General features: G+C 65.9%; 16 protein-coding genes. 13 read left to right on the top strand and 3 right to left on the bottom strand.

Annotated elements, in window-relative coordinates; all coding sequences use genetic code 11:
• Positions 1 to 138: 138 nt before the first annotated feature.
• The gene (locus H7A76_RS31025; RefSeq protein ID WP_185702050.1) at positions 139 to 1,140 is read left to right on the top strand and encodes an AraC family transcriptional regulator; all 1,002 of its coding nucleotides are present in this window, start codon (positions 139 to 141) and stop codon (positions 1,138 to 1,140) included.
• Positions 1,141 to 1,185: 45 nt separating this feature from the next.
• Here H7A76_RS31025 and H7A76_RS31020 read toward each other — a convergent pair whose 3' ends face one another.
• The gene (locus H7A76_RS31020) at positions 1,186 to 1,707 is read right to left on the bottom strand and encodes an SgcJ/EcaC family oxidoreductase (protein WP_185702049.1); all 522 of its coding nucleotides are present in this window, start codon (positions 1,705 to 1,707) and stop codon (positions 1,186 to 1,188) included.
• Positions 1,708 to 1,878: 171 nt separating this feature from the next.
• Between H7A76_RS31020 and H7A76_RS31015 the strand changes: the two genes are divergently transcribed.
• From H7A76_RS31015 to H7A76_RS31000, 4 genes are read left to right on the top strand one after another with little or no spacing between them, the layout of a single operon-like run.
• Positions 1,879 to 3,039 (top strand): sensor histidine kinase, encoded by a 1,161-nt coding sequence (locus H7A76_RS31015; protein ID WP_185702048.1) that lies wholly within the window; start codon positions 1,879 to 1,881, stop codon positions 3,037 to 3,039.
• A complete protein-coding gene (locus tag H7A76_RS31010; RefSeq protein WP_185702047.1) occupies positions 3,036 to 3,704 on the top strand; it encodes a response regulator transcription factor in 669 nt (222 codons plus the stop codon). The genes H7A76_RS31015 and H7A76_RS31010 overlap by 4 nt, the downstream gene beginning before the upstream one ends.
• Positions 3,701 to 6,028, top strand: a complete 2,328-nt coding sequence (locus H7A76_RS31005; protein WP_185702046.1) for an ATP-binding protein — start codon at positions 3,701 to 3,703, stop codon at positions 6,026 to 6,028. The genes H7A76_RS31010 and H7A76_RS31005 overlap by 4 nt, the downstream gene beginning before the upstream one ends.
• Positions 6,025 to 6,477: a response regulator gene (locus tag H7A76_RS31000; protein ID WP_185702045.1), complete on the top strand. Its 453-nt coding sequence runs from the start codon at positions 6,025 to 6,027 to the stop codon at positions 6,475 to 6,477. Before H7A76_RS31005 ends, H7A76_RS31000 begins: the two co-directional genes overlap by 4 nt.
• A 5-nt stretch (positions 6,478 to 6,482) precedes the next feature.
• Here H7A76_RS31000 and H7A76_RS30995 read toward each other — a convergent pair whose 3' ends face one another.
• The gene (locus H7A76_RS30995; RefSeq protein ID WP_185702044.1) at positions 6,483 to 7,280 is read right to left on the bottom strand and encodes an AraC family transcriptional regulator; all 798 of its coding nucleotides are present in this window, start codon (positions 7,278 to 7,280) and stop codon (positions 6,483 to 6,485) included.
• Positions 7,281 to 7,366: 86 nt separating this feature from the next.
• Here H7A76_RS30995 and H7A76_RS30990 point away from each other — a divergent pair, with 86 nt between their 5' ends.
• From H7A76_RS30990 to H7A76_RS30975, 4 genes are all read left to right on the top strand, one after another.
• Positions 7,367 to 8,365 carry a bile acid:sodium symporter family protein gene (locus tag H7A76_RS30990; RefSeq protein ID WP_185702043.1) on the top strand — a complete coding sequence of 333 codons (999 nt, stop codon included), beginning with the start codon at positions 7,367 to 7,369 and terminating at the stop codon, positions 8,363 to 8,365.
• Between the two features lie 76 nt (positions 8,366 to 8,441).
• Positions 8,442 to 9,470 (top strand): hypothetical protein, encoded by a 1,029-nt coding sequence (locus tag H7A76_RS30985; protein WP_185702042.1) that lies wholly within the window; start codon positions 8,442 to 8,444, stop codon positions 9,468 to 9,470.
• Positions 9,471 to 9,624: 154 nt separating this feature from the next.
• Positions 9,625 to 10,308: a hypothetical protein gene (locus tag H7A76_RS30980; RefSeq protein WP_185702041.1), complete on the top strand. Its 684-nt coding sequence runs from the start codon at positions 9,625 to 9,627 to the stop codon at positions 10,306 to 10,308.
• Between the two features lie 110 nt (positions 10,309 to 10,418).
• On the top strand, positions 10,419 to 11,039 hold the full coding sequence (locus H7A76_RS30975) for a LysE family translocator (protein ID WP_185702040.1): 621 nt from the start codon (positions 10,419 to 10,421) through the stop codon (positions 11,037 to 11,039).
• A gap of 66 nt (positions 11,040 to 11,105) precedes the next feature.
• Here H7A76_RS30975 and ptrR read toward each other — a convergent pair whose 3' ends face one another.
• Entirely contained in the window at positions 11,106 to 11,984 is an 879-nt protein-coding gene (ptrR, locus tag H7A76_RS30970; protein ID WP_185702039.1) for a putrescine utilization regulator PtrR, read from the bottom strand.
• A 100-nt stretch (positions 11,985 to 12,084) separates the two neighbouring features.
• Here ptrR and H7A76_RS30965 point away from each other — a divergent pair, with 100 nt between their 5' ends.
• The 4 genes from H7A76_RS30965 (at position 12,085) to H7A76_RS30950 (ending at position 17,152) form a co-directional block, all read left to right on the top strand.
• Positions 12,085 to 13,476, top strand: a complete 1,392-nt coding sequence (locus tag H7A76_RS30965; RefSeq protein ID WP_185702038.1) for an aldehyde dehydrogenase family protein — start codon at positions 12,085 to 12,087, stop codon at positions 13,474 to 13,476.
• Positions 13,477 to 13,873: 397 nt separating this feature from the next.
• Positions 13,874 to 14,332: a hypothetical protein gene (locus H7A76_RS30960; RefSeq protein WP_185702037.1), complete on the top strand. Its 459-nt coding sequence runs from the start codon at positions 13,874 to 13,876 to the stop codon at positions 14,330 to 14,332.
• Positions 14,333 to 14,481: 149 nt separating this feature from the next.
• Positions 14,482 to 14,730: an Arc family DNA-binding protein gene (locus H7A76_RS30955; protein ID WP_185702036.1), complete on the top strand. Its 249-nt coding sequence runs from the start codon at positions 14,482 to 14,484 to the stop codon at positions 14,728 to 14,730.
• Positions 14,731 to 14,965: 235 nt separating this feature from the next.
• On the top strand, positions 14,966 to 17,152 hold the full coding sequence (locus H7A76_RS30950) for a TonB-dependent siderophore receptor (RefSeq protein ID WP_185702035.1): 2,187 nt from the start codon (positions 14,966 to 14,968) through the stop codon (positions 17,150 to 17,152).
• The last annotated feature ends 131 nt before the right edge of the window (positions 17,153 to 17,283 follow it).

Below are 17,283 nucleotides of genomic sequence, written 5' to 3'. Positions count from 1 at the left end.
CACTCGGAAGTGTTCCCGGATACCTTTCGCTTGTCCTTGGAAACCTGGGCCTGTGCTTATTCGTCTGCGGCCTTTTGTTTATTGCAATCATGCAAATGGCCTCATCGACATCATTTAGCCACCAGTCCAGGAAGACCTATGCACAGAATGACCAGCGCCAGCTTTCGGGTGCTTGCCGATGTCATCAGAGAAGGCGGCGCCAATGTCGATGCCCTGCTCAGAACCTTCGGCAGCAGCATCCAGGACGTTGAGGACAATCCCCAGGGCGTAAGGCTGGAACTGGTCTATCAAGCGATGCGCGAAGCCACCCGGCGCACCGGCAATCCAGACCTCGGGTTGCTGGCCTACAGCAAGGCCCACCCGGCCAACCTGGAAGCCCTGGGCTATGCGGTGATGTCCTGCGCAACCCTGGGAGCGGCGTTGCAGCGCCTGGTGGACTACCAGGCGCTGACCAGCAACGGCTTCTACATGTGCCTGGAACGCAAGCCCGATGCATTGCAACTGATCGGCTTCGACGTCACCGCCGAGCCTTCGCTGATTCCCCGGGCGGTGATCGACGCCGGCGCCGCCCAGACCCTGGGCCTGCTGCACTGGCTGCTGCCCCAGCACAAGCCACGGCCACTGCTGGCGGCCTTCACCTACCCCGAGCCTGCGGACACGCGCCTGCTGCGCCGGCTGATGGGTGACAACCTGCAGTTCTGCGCGCCCCACAACAGCCTGACCTTTAGCAGCCAGGACTGCGCCATCGCCCTGCCCACCGCCGACCCGGCGCTGGATGTGCTGCACATGGAATACGCCCGCAACCGCCTCGATGTGCTGCTCAGCGGTTCGATGACCGCGCGGGTGCGCCGCGCCCTGTCCGAATCCCTGGCCCAGGGCGCGCCCAGCGACCTGCCGCATATCGCCCAGGCGGTGGGGGTCAGCACCCGCAGCCTGCAACGCAGCCTGGGCCATGAAGACGTGCACTTCTCGGCGTTGCTGGACGAGGCACGGCTGATGCTGGCCCACAGTTTTCTGCGCAACTCCATGCGCAGCGTCAAGTACATCGGCGCCCTGTTGGGCTTTCGCGACCAGAGCAGCTTTCACAAGGCCTGCCTGCGCTGGTTCGGCATGACCCCGGGGCGCTACCGCGAACAGTGACAACAACGCCGAGCAAAGGCTCGGCGCCAGGGTGCAGCGCCTGGATCAGTGGCTGGCTTGCAACTGCGGCTGCACTTGCGGCATGGCCGAAGAGTGGTGGTTGAGGATTTTCCACTCCCCGCCCAGGCGTTCGTAGAGGAAGGTGTAGCGGGCCTGGAGTTGATGTTTCTTACCGTCGGCGGCAGTCAGGGTGAAGGTGTAGACGCCGCTGTCCATGGCCGCATCCGGACCCAGGCGACGGATCTCCCGGTAGTTGATCTGGCCCACCGGTCGCGAGCTCATGAAGTGCTCGAAGTAGTCCTGGATCTGCGCGTGGGTGCTGCGCACCTGGTTGGAAACCGTGGGTTGCAACACTGCATCCGGTGCATAGAGGCTGACCACGGCTTGCGGGTTGCCGGTCTGCAGGGCGCTGTTCCAGCGGTCGAAGAGGCCGGCGATTTCCCGGTCCTGCAGGTTCTGCGGTTGCTCGGCCACGGTGCGGTACACGTAGGGAGTGGCTTCCAGGGCCTGAGCCAGTGGCGCGCTCAGCACGACGAACAGGGCCAGGGCGGTGCGTTTCAGTTTCATTCACGGACTCCAGTGGGTTTCAATGAGCCCCACTGTGTCCCGGGCCGCCGCCCGCGCCATCGGCCAACTGGAGCCCGCGCTCTATGCCATTCGGCAGATAGGCGCGATAGCGGGCCCGGGGTCTAATGCCCTGCCCCGAGCCACTGCACCGCCCCACCCTGGAGTTTCCCGATGCCCAGCCCGTCCCTCGATCCCGCCAGCGCCCTGTCCTTGCGCAGCCAGTACCGGCAGTCGCAAAGCCGCGCCGCACGTCTGCGGTTGCTGGTGGACACCGGCCAGGAACTGCTGCAACTGGGCCCCGAACAGATGCGCCAGCGGGTGGTGCAACGGGCCTGCGCCTTTGTCGCCATGGACCAGGGGCTGTTGCTGGAATGGAACAGCGACGGCGTGGTCCATGCCAGCGCCGAACAGGGCCACGGCGAATGCCTGCAGGCCCTGCGTGCCGTGGCCGGGCAGGCCCAGTGGCTGGAGCGCCCGCTTGCGCAAGCCGGGGTGCTGCGCGTACTGCTGCACCGCGCCGACGGCCAGGCCTTCGGCGCCCTGCTGCTGGCCAACAGCGTGCCCATCAGCGCACCGGACAGCGAAGACCTGGAATCCCTGCAACTGCTGGCCACGCTGTTGGCCACGCACCTGGAGAACCAGCGCCTGCTGCAGGATCTGCAAGCCCGCGAACGCAGCATGTCGGAGCTGGTGCAGCGCCTGTTCAGCGCCCAGGAGGATGAACGCAAGCGCGTCGCCTACGACCTGCACGACGGCCTGGCGCAAACCCTGGCCGGGCTGCACCAGCGCCTGCAGGGGTTCGCCGGGCGCTGCCCGCCACTGCCGGGGCCCCTGCACGATGAATTGCAGACCATCCTGCAATTGGCCCAGGGCTGCGTCGGCGAAGGCCGGCAACTGATCGGCGGCCTGCGCCCCCATGTGCTGGACGACTTCGGCCTGCTGCGGGCCATCGACCGCGAGGCCGACCGCCTGCGCGACGCCGGACTGGCGGTGCACTGGCGGCAGCGCTCCCCGGAGCGCCTGCCGGTGGCCCTGGAAATCGCCCTGTTCCGCATTGCCCAGGAAGCCATCAACAACATCCTCAAGCACGCCCGGGCCCACAACGTCAGCCTGGACCTGGCCCTGGAAGCCGGCCAGGCCGTGCTCGGCATCAGCGACGACGGCACCGGTTTCCAGCCGGCATCCGGCCAGGGCAGCGAACAGTGGGGCCAGGTGGCCATGCAGGAACGCACTCATTTGCTGGGCGGGCGTTTCACCTGCCACAGCCAGCCCGGCAGCGGCACTCGGATTCTCGTCCGCGTGCCGCTCCAGGCCCTGGAGCAAGCGTTATGACAGCGGTGATCCGCCTGGTCCTGGCGGACGATCACGAAGTCACCCGCACCGGGTTCATCGCCCTGCTGGCGGGCAACCCGGAATTCGAGGTGGTGGGCCAAGCCCGGGATGGCGAGCAAGCCCTGGCCCTGTGCGAACAACTGCGTCCGGACCTGGCCATCCTCGATATCCGCATGCCCCTGCTCAATGGCCTGGGGGCCGCGCGCCTGCTGCAACAGCGCCAGCCCGACATCAAGGTGCTGATCTTCACCATGGACGACAGTCCCGATCACCTGGAAGCCGCCATGGCTGCCGGCGTCATGGGTTACCTGCTCAAGGACGCCAGCCGCGAGGAAGTGCTCGACGCCCTGCAGCGCGTGGCCCGGGGCGAAGAGGCGCTCAACAGCGCCGTCAGCGCCCGCCTGCTGCGGCGCATGAGCGAACGCGGCAACGGCCAGGCGCCCCAGGCTCAGGCCCTGACCGCCCGCGAACGCCAGGTGCTGGGACTGGTGGCCGGAGGCTTCAGTAACCGCGAAATCGGTGAAAAGCTCGGCATCACCACCGGCACCGCCAAGGCCCATGTGGAACGGGTGATCGGCAAGCTCGGCGCCGCCGACCGCACCCAGGCCGCAGTGCGCGGCATGGCCCTGGGACTGGTGGCGCAACCTGCCGGGCAGTGGCCGTGAACCTGCTCAACGCCCGGCGCTGGGCCGACCTGCCGCTGCGAGGCAAGGCGCTGGTGGTGATCTCCCTGCCGCTGGTGATCCTGTTGCTGTCTTTGGTACTGATCTACAGCACCGAGCGCCAGACCGCCCGCGCCGAGGAGGACGTGCGCCGGGTGCTGCTGGTGCAGGGCGATATCCAGGCGGTGCACACCCTCCTGGCCGAGGCCGCCGCCAGCGTGCGGGGCTACCTGCTGACCCGGCGCGAGGACTTCCTGCCCGCCTACCTCCAGGCCCGGCCGCAGATCGAGGCCGCGCTGCAACGCCTGGACCAGAATGTCCAGGACCCGCGCATGCGCGACTACCTGCAGACCATCACCCCGCTGATCCGCACCAAGCTCGACGGCCTGGTGGCCCTGCGCAACGGCCACCGCGACGACGCTGCGACGATGACCGCGATCCTGATCGACAACAAACAGGTGCTGGACGTGCTGCGCGAGCAAATCAGCGCCATGCGCGTGCGCGAGGATGCGCTGCTGGCCGAGCGTAGCGCTGCCGCCGCGGCGACCCGCATGCGCCTGCTGTTCGCCACCTTGCTGGCCGCCGGCTGCGGTCTGTTCGGCGCCATCGTCGCGGTGCTGTTGCTGTCCCGGGGCATCGTCACGCGGGTACAGCAGGTACAGGGCAATGCCCAGCGCCTGGCCCTGGGCCAGCCGCTGCGCCCGCAAGCACCGGAGCAGGATGAAATCGGCCAGCTGGGCACTCGCCTGGTGGAAGCCGGGCAACTGCTGGCCGAGCGCGAGCGGGCCCTGCGCGACAACGAGGAACGCCTGCGGCTGATCATCGACGGGGTCAAGGACTACGGGATCTTCGCCCTGGACACCACGGGCCGGGTCACCACCTGGAACGTCGGCGCAGAACGGATCAAGGGCTACAGCGAGCAGGAAATCATCGGCCGGCATTTTTCCCTGTTCTATTTGCCGGAAGAATGCCCCCAGCACCCGGACATGGCCCTGCGCGAAGCCACCGCCCACGGCCACTACATGGAAGAGGCCTGGCGCTGCCGCAAGGATGGCAGCCGCTTTTGGGCCAGTGTGGTGATCACCGCGCAGTACGACGCCAGCGGCGCCCTGCGGGGCTTTTCCAAGATCACCCGGGACATCACCGACCGCCGCGCCGCGGAAATCGCCCTGGGCACCGCCCGCGAGCAAGCGGAAAGCGCCAGCCGCGCCAAGAGCGAATTCCTCTCGCGCATGAGCCACGAACTGCGCACTCCGCTGAACGCCATCCTGGGCTTCGCGCAACTGCTGGACATGGACTCCAGCGCCGGCCAGCGGCCCCAGGTCGGGCATATCCTGCGGGCCGGGCAGCACCTGCTGGGGCTGATCAACGAGGTGCTGGACATTGCCCGCATCGAGGCCGGGCGCCTGCCACTGAACGTCGAGCCCATGGCCCTGGCGGCGGTGCTGCATGAAGCCCTGACCCTGGTGTCGCCCATGGCCGCGGACGGCGGCATCACCCTGGAGCCGCTGCCGGAACTGGCGGCGGACAGCGGCGTGGTCGCCGACCGCCAGCGCCTGATCCAGGTGCTGCTCAACCTGCTGTCCAACGCCATCAAGTACAACCGCGCCGGTGGCCGAGTCAGCGTCGACGTGGCGATCGAGGCATCGCGCCTGCGCCTGAGCGTGCTCGACACCGGCGCCGGGATCACCGCCGAACGCCTGGAACGCCTGTTCAAGCCCTTCGAGCGCCTGGACGCCGACCCCAGGGTCGAAGGCACCGGCCTGGGGCTGGCCCTGAGCAGGAGCCTGCTGGAGATGATGGACGGCAGCCTGCGCGTACAAAGCACTCCGGGCAGCGGCAGTTGCTTCACCCTGGAGCTGCCCTTCGTGCGCCTGGCCGCTGCAGCCGCCGTGGCGCCCTTCGACGCCCCGGCGCTGAACGTGCCGGCGCCACAGCCCGCAAGCCGCTACCAGGGCAAGGTGCTGTGCATCGAAGACAACCTGCAAAGCCTGGCGCTGATCGAAACCCTGCTGCAACGGCGTCCGGGCATCCAGCTGCTGTCGAGCATGCAAGGCCAGATGGGCCTGGACCTGGCCCGCCAGCACGCGCCGCAAATGATCCTGCTGGACGTCAACCTGCCGGACCTGCCCGGCCTGGACGTCCTGCAACGTCTGCGGGCCTCCAGCGCCACGGCCAGCACCCCGATCCTGATGATCACCGCCGACGCCAGCGAACCGACCCGGCGCGCCCTGCTCGATGCCGGGGCCACGGCGATCCTGACCAAGCCGATCCACATCCCGGTGTTCTTCGCCCACCTCGATGCCTGTCTCCCGGAGCCCCCATGACTGCCGATCTGCGCATCCTCATCATCGATGACCAGCGCCCCAACCTCGACCTGATGGAACAGCTGCTGGCCCGCGAAGGGCTGCACAACGTTCTCAGCAGCACCCAGCCGCTGCGCGCCCTGGAGCTGTTCAACAGCTTCGAGCCGGACCTGGTGATCCTCGACCTGCACATGCCCGAGTTCGATGGCTTTGCCGTACTGGAACAACTGAATCGACGGATCCCGGCCAACGACTACCTGCCGATCCTGGTGCTCACCGCCGACGCCACCCGTGACACCCGCCTGCGGGCGCTGGCCCTGGGCGCCCGGGACTTTATCAGCAAGCCCCTGGATGCCCTGGAGACCCTGCTGCGGATCTGGAACCTGCTGGAGACCCGGGCCCTGTACAAGACCCTGCGCACCCTGGTGCCGCCGGAGCGCATCGAGCTGCTGCGCCCACCACGGACCTGAGCCCTTCACACGTCACGGAAGAACTCCCCCGGGGTGGCGTCGAACTGCTGGCGAAAGGCGGCGATGAAGGCCGAGGTCGAGTCATAACCACAGGCCAGCGCCACATCGGTGACCCGCTCGCCCTGCTCCAGCGGCGTCAGGGCGCCCAGCAGGCGCAGGCGCTGGCGCCAGGCGCGAAAGGTCAGCCCGGTGTCCTTGAGGAACAAGCGGCTGAGGGTCTTCTCGGTGACCCCGAGTTTCTGCCCCCACTGGCCCAGGGTGGTCTGCTGATCGGGACGGGCCTGCAGGCTGCGGTAGATCGAACGCAGGCGCACGTCATGGGGCAGCGGCAGCATCAGGTCCAGCTGCGGCGCGGCGGCCAGCTGGTCCAGCAGCACCTGGGCCAGGCGACCGTCGGCGCTGTCCTGCACGTACTCCACCGGCAGCTCGCTGAAGGCGCGGATCAGCTCGCGCAGCAGGTCGCTGACCGCCAGCACCTGGCAGCTGTCGGTATCGGCCCAGGCGGTGACGCTGCAATCCAGGTACAGGCTGCGCATTTCGGTACGCGGCGAACTGAACACCCGGTGCGGCACTCCGGCGGGAATCCACACCGCCCGTTGTGGCGGCGCGACGAAACGTCCAGCGCTGGTCTGGATCTCCAGCACCCCGGCGATGGCATAGGACAACTGCACCCAGGGATGGCTGTGGCGCCGGGTCAGGGCCCGGTTGGGCAAGGACTCAGTACGTCCGTACACCGGCCGCGGCAAGCTGGGAAGACCGGGAATACTGCGCCTGACGATCTTTTCATGTCCTTTAGGCGGCATTAACTGGCTCTTTGGCGTTAGTCGGTAGATGACAGCCACGTTAGAGTCGCCCCATCGTTCTTGGCAACCCCCGGATGATCCTGCCCATGTCGCGCTCCCGCCTGTTACCCGACAACTTCACCCTGACCCTGATCGGCGTCGTCTTGCTGGCCAGCTTCCTGCCCGCCAGTGGCCAGGTGGCCACGGGCTTCGCCTGGCTGACCAACCTCGCCATCGGCCTGCTGTTCTTCCTCCACGGCGCCAAGCTCTCGCGCGAGGCGATCATCGCCGGGGCTGGCCACTGGCGCCTGCACCTGCTGGTCTTCGGCCTGACCTTCGTGCTGTTCCCGCTGCTGGGCCTGGCGCTCAAGCCGCTGCTATCGCCCATGGTGGGCAAGGACCTGTACCTGGGCATGCTCTACCTCTGCGCGCTGCCGGCCACGGTGCAGTCGGCGATCGCCTTCACCTCCCTGGCCCGGGGCAATATCCCGGCGGCCATCTGCAGCGCCGCGGCCTCGAGCCTGTTCGGGATCTTCCTCACCCCGCTGCTGGTGACCCTGCTGCTCGACGTCCACGGCGATAGCGGCTCGACCCTGGACGCGATCGTCAAGATCAGCGTGCAGCTGTTGCTGCCGTTCATTGCCGGGCAGATCGCCCGGCGCTGGATCGGCGCCTGGGTCGGGCGCAACAAGGACTGGCTGAAGTTCGTCGACCAGGGCTCGATCCTGCTGGTGGTCTACGGGGCCTTCAGCGAGGCGGTGAACGAAGGCATCTGGCAGCAGATCCCGCTGTGGGACCTGGCCGGCCTGGTGGTGGCCTGCTGCCTCCTCCTGGGCCTGGTGCTGTTGGCCTCCAGTGTCCTGGGCAAGCTGCTGGGCTTCGACCAGGAAGATCGCATCACCATCTTGTTCTGCGGCTCGAAGAAGAGCCTGGCCACCGGCGTACCCATGGCCCAGGTGCTGTTCGCCGGCAGCACCATGGGTGTGCTGATCCTGCCGTTGATGCTGTTCCACCAGATCCAACTGATGGTCTGCGCGGTGTTGGCCCAGCGCTACGCCAAGCGCCCGGAATCGGTGAGCGAACTGATGGGCCAGGTCGATCCATAGGCTGGCCGTACTCGACGATGGAAGCCGCGCCAGCGCAATGGCATGATGCCGCGGCGAAAATCATCAAGGACCGCTGATGTTTCCAAACCGAATTCACGCCCCGACTCAGCAGGACCTGAAACTCAAAGTCCAGCCCCCTCTGGAAGCCGACCCACAGTCCCGGGTCATCGTCCAGTTCGAACGCGGCGCGCACTATGACGCGGATCTGCTGAACCAGCTCGACGCGCTCTGCGCCCGCTACGGCGAGCGCCTCACTGTGCGTTTCTACAGCCACTATCCAGGCAACGCGTTTGACGGCCGCACCTTGCTCGCCCTGCCCAACGTCCAGTCCCTCAGCCTGGATTGCCTAGACACGCTGGAGCACTTCGAAGCCATTGGCAGCCTGCACAAGCTCAAGGATTTCGCCCTGCAAGTCATCAGCGCCAGCCTGCCCGAGCTCCTGGCCCTGCCCAACCTCAAGCACCTGCAACAACTGCGGCTTTCCCTGGACAAGGGGCCCGCCATCGACCTGGCGCCCATCGGCCAGATGCCCGACCTGCGGCAGTTGTCCATCAGCGCGCAAAGCCACCACCTGGACGTCCTGGGCCAGTGCCCGAACATCGCCACCCTGTCCCTGCACCGCATGCCGGCCAAGACGCCCCTGGGCATGGTGGCCGGCATGTCCGGCCTGCGCAGCCTGTCAGTGAGTTTCGGCAGCCGTGAGGGCATGCCGGAACTGCGCAACCCCTACGTGACGGAACTGGACATCCTGCGGGTCCGCGGCCTGAATCAGCTGGACCTGGGGGGCTTTCCACAGTTGGAAGCGTTGAGGATCGAGGATCAGGCGCAATTGAGCCGGCTGGACCTTGGCGGGACGCCGCAGTTGCGCAAGCTGAGCCTGATCAACCTCAAGACCCTGGAGGCCATCAGCGGCCTGAAAACCGCCAACATCGCTGACCTGCGCATCATCAAGGCCCCACAGCTGGACCTGCTGACACTGATCGACAGCCAGCTGCCGCCCAGCGTGCAGCACCTCAAGTTGCTCAGTGGCAAACGCGCCGTGGACAAACAGATCGAAGCCCGGCAACTGCAATTGGGCATCCCTGAACCCCGCGGCCCGTATTGACCCGCCGGCCTCTGGCAGGAGCGCGCTGGCTGGCGCGGAACATCAACGATAACGCCCACTTACAGGGAGCACGCGGTGCTTTGGCAAGCATCGCGAGCAAGCTCGCTCCTACAGACGAGCCTGCCGCCCTTTTTGCACCTGATACGGAGATCCCATGTCCTTCGCTCCTCGCTTCACCGAACTGCTGCTGACTCACCTGCAACAGGAGGAACGCCAGCGCGTCCTCAAATCCATCGTCGTCACCGCCGCTCCCGAGTTGTGGCTGAGCCTGGAATCGGCGGCGTTGCTGGACATCAATCGCGACCACTTCGGCCTCGGCGGCCAGCTGGATGAACGCGAGGACTATCGCCTCTGCTCCAACCAGCCGCCGCGCAGCAACGTCCCGCGCTGGCTGATCGCCGCCGAGCGACGCAAGGTGGATATCTGGGTCGAGGACAGCTACGGCGAACAACCCTCCACCGCCATAGAGTTCAAGGTGGTGCACAACAACAAGAATGCGTATGACAAGATTCGGCAAATTCGCAGGGACCTGGTCAAGCCGATTCCCCACACCACGCCTGACGAACACATCGAACGCTGGGGCATCGTGCTACTGACCTACTCGCGCTTCTACAGCGACCAACGAGGCAACTATGTCTACGGCCAGTTCGCCAACCTTGATGCCTTTCTCCAAGCCTTCAGGCATGCACTGAGCGATCGCTCCGACCGTTACCGGGGTGCCCCCGAGCTGCAACTGGCGATGGAGCCGATTCAGGTCGCCGATCTGGAAGGCGCCCATTACATCGAATCGGAAAAACAGGCCGGGGTGTATCTGGCACTGGTCAGGCGCAAGGCCTGAGACTCACTCCGGGCCACCGGCGGCAGCGATCTACCACGGGCATCCGTGGAGCAGATTGGCACTCCACGGCTGTGCTAACGTTCACCACCCCCAGCCTTGAAGCCCTGCCCATGCCCATCACCGACAACCTCCTGGCCTTCACCCTGGCCGCCACCCTGCTGACCCTGACCCCGGGGCTGGATACCGCCCTGGTGCTGCGCACCGCCACGGTGGAAGGCAAGCGCCAGGCACTGCGCGCAGCGTTGGGAATCAACGCCGGCTGCCTGCTCTGGGGCGCGGCCGTGGCCTTCGGCCTGGGGGCCTTGATTGCGGTGTCGGAGCTGGCCTTCAACCTGCTCAAGTACTGCGGCGCCGCCTACCTGGCCTGGCTCGGGATCAACATGCTGCTGCGCCCGCGACGGGCCTTCGTACCCGCCAGGGCCAGTGAAAAGCCCCAGGCCAACTGGTTTCTCAAGGGCATGCTGGGCAACGCGCTCAATCCCAAGGTGGGGATTTTCTACGTGTCGTTCCTGCCGCAGTTCATTCCCCAGGGCGAGCCGCTGGTGCCCTGGACCTTCGGCCTGGTGAGCATCCATGTGATGCTCGGGCTGATCTGGGCACTGCTGCTGATTGGCGCCACTCGCTCCCTGAGCGGGGTGCTGCGACGGGAAAAGGTGATCCAGTGGATGGATCGCACCACCGGCCTGGTCTTCATGCTGTTCGCCGCGCGCCTGGCCTTGAGCAAGCGCTGAACATCAGCGCCGCAAGACGGCCACCGGATAGCGGCTGGCCCGTGCCAGCGCCCATGGCCATCCGGCTCATGCCTCGGCCAGCACCATGCCCCGCTCCTCCAGCAATTGCACAAAACTGCTCAAGCTCTGGGACACGGTGCCGCGCCGCCAGACCAGCCAGGTCTGCAGGAAACGAAAGCGCGGGGACAAGGGCCAGACACTCACCGTGGCCGCCCCGGGCATGCTTTCCAGCATGCTGCGCGGCATCAGGGCCAGCCCGGCGCCGGCGCTGACGCAGGCCAGCATGCCGTGGTAGGACTCCATCTCGTGGATCTTGCCCGGCACCGCGGCGTCCTGGGTGAACCAGCTTTCGAAGTGATGGCGATAGGAGCAGTTGGCGCGAAAGGCGTAGATGCTTTCACCGTTGACTTCGCGCGCCCGGATGATGGGGGCATGGCCCAGGGGCGCGATCAGCACCATCTCTTCCTCGAACACCGGCAGCCCTTCCAGGCTCGGGTGGCGCAACGGGCCATCGACGAACGCCGCCACCAGCCGCCCGGACAACACGCCTTCGAGCATGGTCCCCGAAGGGCCGGTGGACAGGTCCAGTTCGACCTTGGCGTATCGCTGGTTGTAGGCCGCCAGCAGGGCCGGGATGCGCACCGCTGCCGTACTCTCCAGGGAGCCCAGGGCAAAAGGGCCCTGGGGTTCTTCGCCGGCCACGGTCAGGCGTGCCTCGGCCACCAGGTCGAGGATGCGCCGGGCATAGTCGAGGAAATTCCAGCCGGCGGGCGATAGGCGCATCCGGCTCTTTTCACGGATGAACAGCTCCACGCCCAAGTCCTGCTCCAACTGCTTGATGCGCGTGGTCAGGTTCGACGGCACCCGATGGATCAGCTGCGCCGCGGCGCTGATGCTGCCCTGCTCGGCAACGGCCTTGAAAATCTCCAGCTGGACCAGGTCCATCTCATTCTCCAATCGTGAACGACTTGCTCAATATTATTCAGTTTTCAGCAAAGAACCAGCCCCGTAACCTGCTGCCATTCCCACCTTGCAGGACGGTGCCATGACCTCTGTTTCCAGCCATACCCATGCCTTGTCGATCAACCCCGCCACCGGCGAGCGGATCGGCGCCTATCCCTATCAGTCGGACGTCGCCCTGGACGCCGCCCTGGAACGGGCCCGCCATGGTTTCGGCCAATGGAAGCGCCTGGACGTCGCCAACCGTGCCGGCCACATGGTCGCCCTGGCCCAGGTCCTGCGTGACAACAGCGAGGCCCTGGCCCGCATGATCACCCAGGAAATGGGCAAGCCCCTGGCCCAGGCCCGGGGCGAGATCGAGAAATGCGCCCAGTTGTGCCTGTGGTACGCCGAGCACGGCCCGGCCATGCTCGCCCCGGAAGCGACCCTGGTGGAACACCACAAGGCCCGCATCGAGTACCGGCCGCTGGGGCCGATCCTGGCGGTGATGCCGTGGAACTTCCCCATCTGGCAAGTACTGCGCGGCGCAGTACCGGCGCTGCTGGCCGGCAACACCTACGTGCTCAAGCACGCGCCGAACGTCATGGGCAGCGCCTACCTGCTGCTGGAAGCCATGCACAAGGCCGGCTTCCCCGAGGGGGTCTTCGAGCTGGTCAACGTCACCCCGGACGGCGTGTCCCGGGCCATCGCCGACCCACGCATCGCCGCCGTGACCCTGACCGGCAGCGTGCGCGCCGGCATCGCCATCGGTGCCCAGGCCGGGGCCGCGCTGAAGAAATGCGTGCTGGAACTGGGCGGCTGCGATCCCTTCATCGTGCTCGACGACGCCGACCTGGACGAAGCGGTCAAGGCCGCGGTGGTCGGCCGTTACCAGAACACCGGGCAGGTCTGCGCCGCCGCCAAGCGCCTGATCATCGAGCAAGGCGTGGTGGAGGAGTTCACCCGGCGCTTCGTCGAGGCCACCCGCGCCCTGGTGCTGGGCGACCCGCTGGCCAGCGACACCTACATCGGCCCCATGGCCCGCTTCGACCTGCGCGACGAACTGCACCAGCAGGTCGAGGCGACCCTGGCCGAAGGCGCCAGCCTGTTGCTGGGCGGCACCAAGCCCGCAGGCGCGGGCAACTATTACCCGCCCACGGTGCTGGCTGGCGTTACCGACCAGATGACGTCGTTCAAGCAGGAGCTGTTCGGCCCGGTGGCCTCGATCATCACCGCCCGCGACGCCCAACACGCCCTGGAACTGGCCAACGACAGCGAATTCGGCCTGACCGCAACCCTGTTCACCGCCGACCTGGAACGCGCCCGGCAAATGACCGACGAACTGGAAACCGGTGGTGTGTTCATCAACGGCTACAGCGCCAGCGACCCGCGGGTGACTTTCGGCGGCGTGAAGAAAAGCGGCTTCGGCCGTGAGCTCTCGCACTTTGGCGTGCGTGAATTCTGCAACGCCCAGACCGTGTGGCTGGATCGGCGCTGAGCCGGCCGCTACATAGCCCGGCCCGGTCGATGGCCCAGCCTGCATTACCGGTGGATAGCATGGCTGGCCCGCTGACCTCCAGCTCCGCTGCCTGGCTGGGGCTACGCACCTGGGGTGGCGGAAGCTGTTTCCCGGGTATCGTGCCGAGGCCGAACTCCTGCGCCCGGGCCTCGAGTCGCTTGGCCATGCCGAACAGATCGCGGGGTGCCTGGTAGAGCGCTTCACCAGGCAAAACCCTTACCCGGACCACCTCAGCAAAAGCCTGAGCAAGAGTTTCGAGCAGCAGCACCAGGGCGACGTATTCGATCTGCAACTCACCTGGGGCCTGACCATCGAAATCAAGAGCACTGCCTCACCGAAGAGCTGGCGCCTCGAGCAGACCGCTTGTTGGAACCTGTTGCAAGACAGGAACCTGAAACGCAAGGGTTTCCAGGCTCACTACTACATCCTCGCCGAACTGTCCCAGCCGCTACGGGAAGAGCAGGGAGCGATCGTCTTCGATGACACCCGGTTCCACGTGTTATCGAGGCAGGACCTGGAGACGCTGGCCGGCGACAAGGGCTATGTGACCTTCAAGCAGTTCACCCGGCTGTCCTTGTCCAGGCAGCAGACTTGCACCTATCCGTACCTGCCATCGACGCTCCAGGCTTTGGTCAAGCAACGCTTAGCGCTGGCCCATCCCCGGGGCGAGCCGGGATGGAAGCTGCCTTTGCCGCCGGAACCAGAAGCCTTTCCCTTGGCCGTGGAAACGAAGGGGCGAATCCTGCAAAGGATCCCGGTCCTCTGGAGTCCAGGCGTAGAACCCACCTGGAACGATGGGGAGCTGATCGGGCTGCGGTATGTACCTGAGCGCTAGGCAGGTGATCGGGACTAGCCCCGGTGTCGAGGCTCGATGATTGCCTACTACTTGCCCAGCACAATCAGCCATTCTTTCGGAATTTTCCTGAAGCCACCCTGCCCAAGGCCTTTTTATGATGCGATTTTTTAACCGCCCGGAAATCCCCTATGCGCGCTCAAGTCCAGAAATTCATCGTCCGTCTTCCCGATGACTTGCATGCGCAAGTCAAGCGCGTCGCCAGGCAGGAAAACCGCAGCATGAACCACGAAATCGTCGACCGCCTGGAAAAATCCCTGGCCAACGACGATGTCCGCCACATCGACGACAAACTGGTGGCCCTGCTGCTGCGCCGGGTCGAGTTCCTGGAAAGACAGATCGAGGCCCTGCAGAAGACCAGCGAGGAATCCAAGCGCTGACCCCCTCCCTCGTCCGTGATAACCACCGCTCTCTCGCCCTGCTTCCCCGCCTCTTCCGCCTTTACCCCTTCGCCGCACCTTGTATGATGGCGCCAGCCTGAAAACCGCACACCGATCGCCGCCCCACACCGACTCGCCAGCCTGCGGTTTCCCCTGCCCGCACGGCTCACCGAACATCTACTGCAGGAATGCCCTGACACCTGCCACGGGACAGGCTGGCCCTTAAGGAACGCCCATGAACCGCATCCACCCGACCGCCCCAGCGCCAGCGCGCACCGCCGGGCCCACCCTCAATCGCCTGACCCTCGGCCTGTTGCTGGCCGGCAGCGCCAGCGCTGCAGGTGCTGCCACCGAACTGCCGACCCAGACTGTCAGCGCTACCCAGGCCTACGGCTACCGCAGCGACAGTGCCTCGGTGGGCAGCTTCGACGAAGCGCCGCTGCTGGACACTCCGGCATCCATCAGCGTGATCAACGAGGACATGATCAAGGACCAACAGGCACGGTTGCTCAGCGAGGTGCTGAAGAACGATGCCTCGGTAGGCCAGAGCTACGCGCCGGTGGGCTACTACGAGAACTTCGAGGTGCGCGGTTTTGCCCTGAACGCCGCCAGCAGCTACAAGATCAACGGCCGCACCATCGCTGGCGAGCAGAACGTGGCCCTGGAAAACAAGCAGCGGGTGGAGTTGCTCAAGGGCCTGTCCGGCCTGCAGAGCGGCGTCAGCGAACCCGGCGGCCTGATCAACTACGTGACCAAGCGCCCCACGGATATTCGCTCGGTCACCGTCTCCACCGACGATCGCGGCAGCGGCTACCTGGCCACCGATGTCGGCGGCTGGTTCGGCAGCGAGCAGCAGTTCGGCCTGCGGGCCAACCTGGCCCATGAAGACCTGCATTCCTATGTGGAACACGCCAACGGCCAACGGGATTTCGCCTCCCTGGCCTTCGACTGGCACATCAGCCCCAATGCCCTGCTGCAACTGGACATCGAATACCAGAACAAGGAGCAGCGCTCGGCCCCTGGCTACCAGCTGCTGGGCGGGTCGGCGCTGCCGCACCACGCCTCGCCGAAGAAGCTGCTGGCCCACCAGAGCGGCTCGAAACCGGTGACCAACGAATCGCTGAACATCAGCGGCAACTTCGAGTACAGCTTCAACGACGACTGGAAAGGCAACTTGAGCGCCTCGCGTAGCCGGGTGGTGATCGATGACTACAGCTCGTTTGCGTGGGGTGGCTGCACCACCGGTTGCATCAACAAAAACGGCAACTACTTCAGCCCCGAGGGCGGCTACGACATCTACGATTTCCCCAGCCCCGACGACACCCGACGCAACGATGAAATCCAGGCAGTGCTCAATGGCCGCTTCGATACTGCCGGCCTGGGGCATGAGCTGAGCCTGGGCACCAGTGCATTCCGTCGAGTGGTATCTAACCGTGGCCAGACGATGTATCTAACCGGTACAGGCAATATCGACAGCCAGCCGGACAACTTTGCCCGTTCCACCGAGCCGCTCAACGACTCCCACAAACGCCTGGACAGTCGCCAGTACGGCCTGTTCTTCAGCGACCGCATCAGTTTCAACGAGCAATGGCAGACCGTTCTGGGTGGGCGTGAAGTGCGCCTGGATGAAGAAAGCTTCGACACCAATGGCGCGCGTGAACGCCATACCCAGCGCTACATGTTCCTGCCCCAGGCGGCGCTGATCTACAAGCCGGTGGCCGGCCTGTCGCTCTACACCCAGTACGGCAAGGGCCTGTCCCTCGGCGGGCAAGCCCCCTGGTACGCCAGAACCGATGGTGGTGGCAGCACGCTGGCCCCCACCGTATCGCGGCAGATCGAAACCGGGATCAAGTACGACTGGCAGCGCATGAGCTTCACCGCTGCGTTGTTCCAGATGCGCCAGGCCTACCAGTACGCGCGCCCGGACGGCGATGGCCAGTTCACTTATATCCAGCAAGGCCAGCAAAAGAACACCGGTCTGGAACTCTCGGCCAATGGCTGGGCCACCCAGCGCTTGCAGATCGCCGCCAGCGTTGCGGCGATCCGCGCGCGGGTCGAAGGCACCGGCACCCCGGCCTACGAAGGCCACCAGGCCCTCAACGTGCCGCGCCTGCGGGCCAGCCTCCAGGGCGACTACGCCCTGCCCTGGCTCGACGGCCTGGCCCTGCTGGGCGGGATGCAATACAGCGCCAGCAAGTACGCCGACCGCACGGGCAACGTCAGCGCCGGCAGCTACGCGATCTTCAATATCGGCAGCCGCTACAGCACCCGTATCGACGGGCATGAAACGGTGTTCCGCCTGACCGTGGACAACCTGTTCGACAAGCGCTACTGGCGTGACGTCGGCGAATACCTGGGCGACGACTACCTGTTCCAGGGCGCACCGCTGAGCGCACGCCTGAGCGCCTCGATCAATTTCTGAGCCCGCGCCTCGTCCCGAGGCGTGCGCAGCCTGCGGCAGCGGCCACACAAAGCGGGCCCCTGTAGACAGCGTCTTGCCCGTTACCGGGCAAACGCCAATTTCGGGTCATCAGGATGGCCCGACTTGAGCAC

It is taken from the genome of Pseudomonas sp. MSSRFD41, from assembly GCF_014230245.1.
Taxonomy (GTDB): Bacteria; Pseudomonadota; Gammaproteobacteria; order Pseudomonadales; family Pseudomonadaceae; genus Aquipseudomonas; species Aquipseudomonas piscis.
The sequence above is the reverse complement of the archived record's forward strand: the minus strand, read 5'-3'. Positions and strand labels throughout refer to the sequence as shown.

Excerpts from the sequence above, each read along its gene's own strand:
- ptrR (WP_185702039.1), bottom strand. The coding sequence starts at position 11,984 with ATGGACCTGGTCCAGCTGGAGATTTTCAAGGCCGTTGCCGAGCAGGGC.
- H7A76_RS30985 (WP_185702042.1), top strand. The coding sequence starts at position 8,442 with ATGTTTCCAAACCGAATTCACGCCCCGACTCAGCAGGACCTGAAACTC.
- H7A76_RS31025 (WP_185702050.1), top strand. The coding sequence starts at position 139 with ATGCACAGAATGACCAGCGCCAGCTTTCGGGTGCTTGCCGATGTCATC.
- H7A76_RS30990 (WP_185702043.1), top strand. The coding sequence starts at position 7,367 with ATGTCGCGCTCCCGCCTGTTACCCGACAACTTCACCCTGACCCTGATC.
- H7A76_RS30965 (WP_185702038.1), top strand. The coding sequence starts at position 12,085 with ATGACCTCTGTTTCCAGCCATACCCATGCCTTGTCGATCAACCCCGCC.
- H7A76_RS31000 (WP_185702045.1), top strand. The coding sequence starts at position 6,025 with ATGACTGCCGATCTGCGCATCCTCATCATCGATGACCAGCGCCCCAAC.
- H7A76_RS30950 (WP_185702035.1), top strand. The coding sequence starts at position 14,966 with ATGAACCGCATCCACCCGACCGCCCCAGCGCCAGCGCGCACCGCCGGG.
- H7A76_RS31020 (WP_185702049.1), bottom strand. The coding sequence starts at position 1,707 with ATGAAACTGAAACGCACCGCCCTGGCCCTGTTCGTCGTGCTGAGCGCG.
- H7A76_RS30980 (WP_185702041.1), top strand. The coding sequence starts at position 9,625 with ATGTCCTTCGCTCCTCGCTTCACCGAACTGCTGCTGACTCACCTGCAA.
- H7A76_RS31015 (WP_185702048.1), top strand. The coding sequence starts at position 1,879 with ATGCCCAGCCCGTCCCTCGATCCCGCCAGCGCCCTGTCCTTGCGCAGC.
- H7A76_RS30975 (WP_185702040.1), top strand. The coding sequence starts at position 10,419 with ATGCCCATCACCGACAACCTCCTGGCCTTCACCCTGGCCGCCACCCTG.
- H7A76_RS30995 (WP_185702044.1), bottom strand. The coding sequence starts at position 7,280 with ATGCCGCCTAAAGGACATGAAAAGATCGTCAGGCGCAGTATTCCCGGT.
- H7A76_RS30955 (WP_185702036.1), top strand. The coding sequence starts at position 14,482 with ATGCGCGCTCAAGTCCAGAAATTCATCGTCCGTCTTCCCGATGACTTG.
- H7A76_RS31010 (WP_185702047.1), top strand. The coding sequence starts at position 3,036 with ATGACAGCGGTGATCCGCCTGGTCCTGGCGGACGATCACGAAGTCACC.